The sequence below is a fragment of the Paenibacillus sp. JT31N11 genome (genome assembly GCF_056269285.1).
The window spans coordinates 58,563-64,562 of record NZ_JBWDNQ010000025.1 but is presented as its reverse complement, the minus strand read 5'-3'; the positions used below and the strand labels follow the sequence as shown (position 1 = coordinate 64,562).

The 6,000-nt window shown below is 47.1% G+C and carries 2 protein-coding genes and 1 pseudogene; 1 reads left to right on the top strand and 2 read right to left on the bottom strand.

The genetic code is table 11. The features are described 5' to 3' along the window. Window positions 1–85: 85 nt before the first annotated feature. Window positions 86–208 (bottom strand): hypothetical protein, encoded by a 123-nt coding sequence (locus tag AC0YNV_RS37745; RefSeq protein ID WP_475772665.1) that lies wholly within the window; start codon window positions 206–208, stop codon window positions 86–88. A 145-nt stretch (window positions 209–353) separates the two neighbouring features. Here AC0YNV_RS37745 and AC0YNV_RS37740 point away from each other — a divergent pair. Further along, window positions 354–758 (top strand): annotated as a pseudogene (locus AC0YNV_RS37740) (SRPBCC family protein); the annotation flags it as partial. A 557-nt stretch (window positions 759–1,315) separates the two neighbouring features. On the opposite strand, the gene AC0YNV_RS37735 reads toward AC0YNV_RS37740, so the two are convergent. Next, on the bottom strand, window positions 1,316–5,965 hold the full coding sequence (locus AC0YNV_RS37735) for a DUF7402 domain-containing protein (RefSeq protein ID WP_475772664.1): 4,650 nt from the start codon (window positions 5,963–5,965) through the stop codon (window positions 1,316–1,318). Between the last annotated feature and the right edge of the window lie 35 nt (window positions 5,966–6,000).

Sequence of the window (6,000 nt, the reverse complement as noted above, 5' to 3'; positions counted from 1 at the left end):
TCCTAAGATGATGGGATTTAAAGGGCTATGACCCGTTTCGTACTCCCATCGTACCGAGGCGCTCGTTTTTTTGCAAAGCGGTAATTTAACGCTCTACAGGAATGCTATCGTGAGCGGTATGCTGCGATGCCGTCATGGAGCTTACCGCGATCAATCCGGTCAAGGCCAGCTTTGCGGCTAATTTATACGAGTGTTTCGATTTTTTCATACATAGAATTTCACCTCTAATTTTCATTGGAGACAAGCGACGGTTGAATTACAACCTTATATTACCTAGCCCAGCCTCGACAGGAATGACAAAACGGTAACGAAACAGCTACAATTACGTAACGAAGGATCCTGCCTGTGTTCGCAAGGAGATTTTGATTGATGCATCGCCAGAGCAAGTATGGGATGCTGTCAGCGATGTAGGTACCGTCCATCGTCGGTTGGTTCCCGGCTATACCGAGAATACGATCATGAATGGTCACGAAAGAACGCTCATTCTGCCCAAAGGCGGCACGGTTCGCGAGATCATCGTGTCCATTGATCCGCAGGAACGCCGGATGGCCTATGCGGTAAAGGAAGGAAGCATGCCGCTGCTGCATCATCATGCGTCCTTTCAAGTCTCTCCCCATGACGACAGCAAAGCTAGGCTCGTTTGGATAACCGATTTTCTACCCGAACATCTTAGCATCGAAATTCACGCACGGATGCACCGCGGAGCGGAGGTTATGAAGGAAACGATCGAGGCTGAAGCAAACAGTGTTCGTCTATGAAGTTTTAGGTCGTTGCGGCTTATCCGAATATCGGACACTATAAGACTTATCCCGATTTTGCCATCAACGCCGAACAGCTCGTATAAGTCTGGCTTTCTTAATCATCCACCTCGAGAAGCATTCTGGCAGTCGCAATACGGCTGCTCTATAAAGGGTAGTGACAGTATTGGTCGGGAATGTTATAAAGTTCTTGTCATTGAACTTTGACAAGAACTTTATAACATTAAAACAAAAAGCCGCAACTTATGCGGCTTTCAATGTTACTATGTTCTTGTCACCCGACAGCTACCTGCTTTGACAAAAACCCAGGGCTTTCCACACTTCCATGGAGAAAGCCCTGATAGATCATGCCATTCCTGGACTGCCGCCTGCCACGCAACCAGTTGCTTTTATCTTCTCAAGCTTTTCATAAAAGCGCTATTATTGCACAATACATATTGAGCGTCTCGCAGTAAATGGGCGGCAGCTTCACTTGAAATGTGCGTTCCGCTTTGCGCCTCTACCTGCCTTGTCCTTCGAACGGTAGCTGACGGCAACCTTCCCGTCCGTCATCTCTCTTAATGGGCGGCGTCATTGATAATCTTAATTTCTGATAATCCGACATTACGTCCGCTTCCACCGGACACCTGGAATTTCACCCAAGTGATAACCTTACTCGGAAAAGTCACGGAATAAGCGCTGCCATCGTTCGGAATGTCTGTAACGGTCAACGTACTTCCATCGCTGAACGTGAGCGTTCCGCCAGGTGCCCAGTCCAAATTATTCGGTCTGTCGAAGAAGGTGATTTTGTTGACCATTTGACTGCTGCTCCAGTCCAGTTGCAGCCATGGATTCAGTTCTCCCAGCGAGGCCCATTCGCCACTGTCTTGAACGCCGGTGATTCCATCTATGGCTTTGGATGCCGTATAGTTGCTGTTAAAGGCGGAAGATGCCGTCGCCGTTGCAGTTCTTGCGAGATTGTTAATGACCGAAATGTTGCTCGTAGCCTTATAGTTCCCATCTGCCGTCGTCACGGTAATGACCGCGCTGCCTGCAGCGATGCTCCGGACGACGCCGTTCACGACCGTTGCGACGCTAGGATTGCTCGAACTCCAGGTTACATTTTGATTAGTCGTGTTGCTCGGCGTAATCGTAGGCGTCAAGTCCATGACCGTATTAATATCCATTGTAGCCGAACTTGGGCTTAGGCTAATTCCCTTTACCGGGAGGACAGGCGAATCAGCTGTAAACACTTCCATCTCCGAAAGTCCGACATTAAGTCCCGTACCTCCGACTGCCTGAAATTTTACCCAAGTGACATTTTTGGGAGCGAAATATATCACTTTCCCTCCATCATCCTGCGGTATGCCATTAATCCCTGTGATGCTTGTGCCATCGCTGAAGGTCAGCGTACCGCCATTTACATTATCTGTCGTATTGGCCCGATCATAGATTACAATTCGGTTGATCGTGACGGTGGCTGGCCATGTGAACTGTATCCGTGGGTTTTGCTCATTCAAAGATGCCCATTCGCCGGTATCCCCTACCAGACCATCCGTCACCGCTGTAGCCGGGTAGCGGGCACTTAATTCAGAAGATGCTGTTACAGCAGCATAAGGAGCAATATTTCCCGGCGTTTGCCAGCCTTTGGCCGTTGTAGCGTTGACTGCATTACTCGAGGCCGAGAGGTTGCCCGCTTGATCATACGCCTTAACGGTAAAACTATAGGTCGTGACAGGCAATACGGTTATATCTAGATAACTGTTTAGTGTTGCTAGAACATCCGCAATCTGGACGCCATCCCGATATACTTTATACCCTTTAACCATAAGATTGTCCGTTGATGGAGCCCAGGAAATAGACACCCTGTTTCCAAACGCATAATCAATGCTTAGATTTGAAGGCGCCGTTGGGGCAGGAGTATCACTGTTCGTTCCGCTAGTTGCAGTTGCAGCAGCGGATGGCATCCCCTTCAGCCCTCCCCGGACAGCTCGAACCTTATAGTAATAAGTTTTGGTTAGCCCAGTGACAACTTGTTTATCATAGAAACTATTCACCGATGTCGTTTCCATGTAATTGCCTGAACCCGGTTTGAAGTTTCTGTTTGTACTTCTAAAGACTTCGTAGGCGGCAAGTTTGTTATCGGTTAGATCCGTCCACGACACGAGTGTACCTGAGGCATCCTTCGTTGCCGTAACCCCTGTAACCTGAGCAGGAGCCGTACCGTACTTGAGCCGGATTGTATTATAACCGTAACCATTAATCGTAAAAGTCACTTTACCGTTAGTAAGCGGCATCGCGCCCCTGTCATTTTCCAGAAGGTCGGTTTTCGTGACAGAGGATGGGTTGAAATAGGACAGGTCGACGGTTACTGTCGTATCAACTCCTGTGGTTTCATTGAACCGCAGAATCGTTCCCTCTCCGTTTGCTTCGGCGGGTTTGGCTGTCGTCATAACGACATTGTCGGCGCTGACATTTACAAATTGGCCTTCTGTTCCGTTCAATCCAGCCCCAGCCTGTGCGCCGGTGATGACTTTCGCTTGCAGCGGGGTCGTCGATTGCCAGCCATACTTATCCGCTCTGCCTGCTTGCCAGTTCTTCCCTGCGTGAGACATTAGCGTATACTTGAAGGTTGTTGGACCCGGTTGCGATTGAATGAAATTGGTACTCCATTTGTTACCGTAAACATAGCTGAATATCCAAGGTTTCGGCGTATTGTAATCGACATCGTACAAGCCCGATCTTCTGCCGCCGTACTCCACAACCGGCGCGGATTGCGGGAATAGCGTAATCCCGTAATTGCCTGACGGATTAGAAGCATCGATCCACCTGTGGACGGTGCGATAATCCGTGCTCGAAGCATAGTACTGTTCATTCTTCGGATTGTTAATATTAGGATCCACATACGGCCTGAAATCGCCTGACGGCATCTCGGAGCGCAGCATGAAATTGGGCACGTTCAACGGGAAGGTAAAAAAACCTTCTTCGTCCTCGGTAACTCCATACGACCCTGGCGCATCAATCTTATTCACGACATTGATGATATCGATTTTAGGCAAAGAATCATATAGGATGACGTTTCGTTGGATCCCGGCTGTCCCATCGCTAAAGCCTGTGGAAGTCATCTGTCCCTGCATGGCACCAACATCAATCGAAACGGAAGCTCCGTAGACCGTGCTTTCCGATTTGAGGGCGTTGAAGTCGAGAACGCTCTTATCGTATACAAATTCATTCATTTTGTATGGCGATGTACGGTCCACCATTTCGACATTCCCATGCTGCTTGTCAATAATGCTTGAGATTTCCCCTTGTTCGCCAAAAGTAACCTTGAAAAACCGGTTTTCCAACGTATTATCGCTTTTCTTTAAAGTCGACGGAAATGTAGGATCATTAGCTCTTGTCGTTACCAGAAAAGTCTTATAACCAAGACCTGGCACGTTCGGCGCAACGAACTCTACGGTCCCATCGCTTAATTTGTCATATTTCAATTGCGTTGATGTCTCGATATCCGTGATATCAAAGTGTACGGGCAGATCGGAGAGCTTGACTTTGACCAGATCCGATCTCGTCCAAGACAACGAATTGAAGACGGAAATTGTCTTGCCTGTCGTAGGAATTAGCGTGCTTAAACTGGCTAAGGAATCGTTTATGATACTGTCCGAGAGGTTTTTGGCCGTTATGGCATTATTTCTTTTCCAAATGTGAGTATCATCAACCGCGGAGTCCGAACTTCCGAATGTATGCTCGTCGTATAAATTCAAGTTATTATATGCGTTCCACACGTTTTGGTAAGGATATCTGAAATTCGTGCTTGCCTGATTGGCGAACGTCGCGAACGTTTCCGCTGCCGGCACATTGTCTTGCGCATCCTTTTGGACGCTTTCACTGTAAGCATCCGAAGGTATGCCGTAGTTCCAATAGTTTTCATAATTTCCTTTAAAAACAGGAATAGACGGACTGAAGTTAGCATCGACATATTGGTAAAAATCTTTCACATTGGAATTTACGAACTTCGGATAAGCATATGGTCTCCCTGCTGAATCTACCCTGGCATTCATATCTTTGATCCGATCTTTTACCGATGACAGGAGTGGGCCGTTATCCAACCATGGTGTATTTTTCTCCAACACCGCATCTCCTACATATGTCGATGACTGAAAAACATTCATTAACGTATCGCTTAAGGCCTGGGTCGTATCGGCGATCGTAGTAGGCGTTGCATTATTCACTCCGGTACCTAGAAATTTCATTTGGTTCAGATTATACAAAGCGCCTTGGTATATGAGAACTTTGTTATTCGGTTTCCTGCCTTGGGCATAAAAAATTCGGGGGTACTCCTCAAGCATGACTTTCGGCGTACCGGCATAAATGTTGAAGCCTAAGAACATATATTTAATTCCCATGTCTGCCATGACGTCAACATTGGACCACGAGAAACTCGGATTATCATCCATTATCGCCACGCCGCTTGACTTAGTCCCGAGCTTGTCTTTCAGGTGTCTTTCCGAAAAGTAATAATATCTGATGAGCTCCTCCGTGCTCATGGCCTCGAAGGAAGTGTTCACATAACTTGACGGATATTGAAGTCTGTCATTTTTTATATTCGTCTTAAGTGTTTCGATTTGGTCGGCATTTCTGCTGTTTAACGATCCATAAAGCCTTATTGATTGCTCCATAGGATACCTGAACTGATCATTCTCCGCCCAACTGTCTGTCTGTGTGATATAAGTATTCGCAGCGTCTGTTTCTTTAGGCCATGTCGAATTGATCAGTGTCTCGGGATAATCCGTATATCCAATATCTGTGTGGGAATCATGGGCTACGTATACTGTCCAGTGGCGGATTTTTTTCTGAGACACCGTTGTCGATTCGCGGGCAGTATCTGTTCCGGAGGCATTGTCGTACACCTCGAATGTTACGCTATCGCCATCCTTAATAAGTTCAACGACGTGGACTGTCACCGTATTGGAGCCGTTGTTGAGGGTACCAATCGGTTCCATGTACGGGGTTTGACCGGCGGCAGTGATTTTAACCCACGCGCTGTAGGCGGGGTCCGAATTATTAATCGTCAGCTTGGTTTCTGATTTATACGTCCCGGATTCATCAATAATATACGGGGTTTGCGAAACTGTAATCGTCGACGCAGCCTGAACCTTTTTTAAATCAGAAATGCTAACACTAGAAAAAATAACAGCAAAGATTAAGAGATGGAGCGATACTTTTTTCACTACCTTACCCGCCTCCTCATGGAAGATTTCGGTTC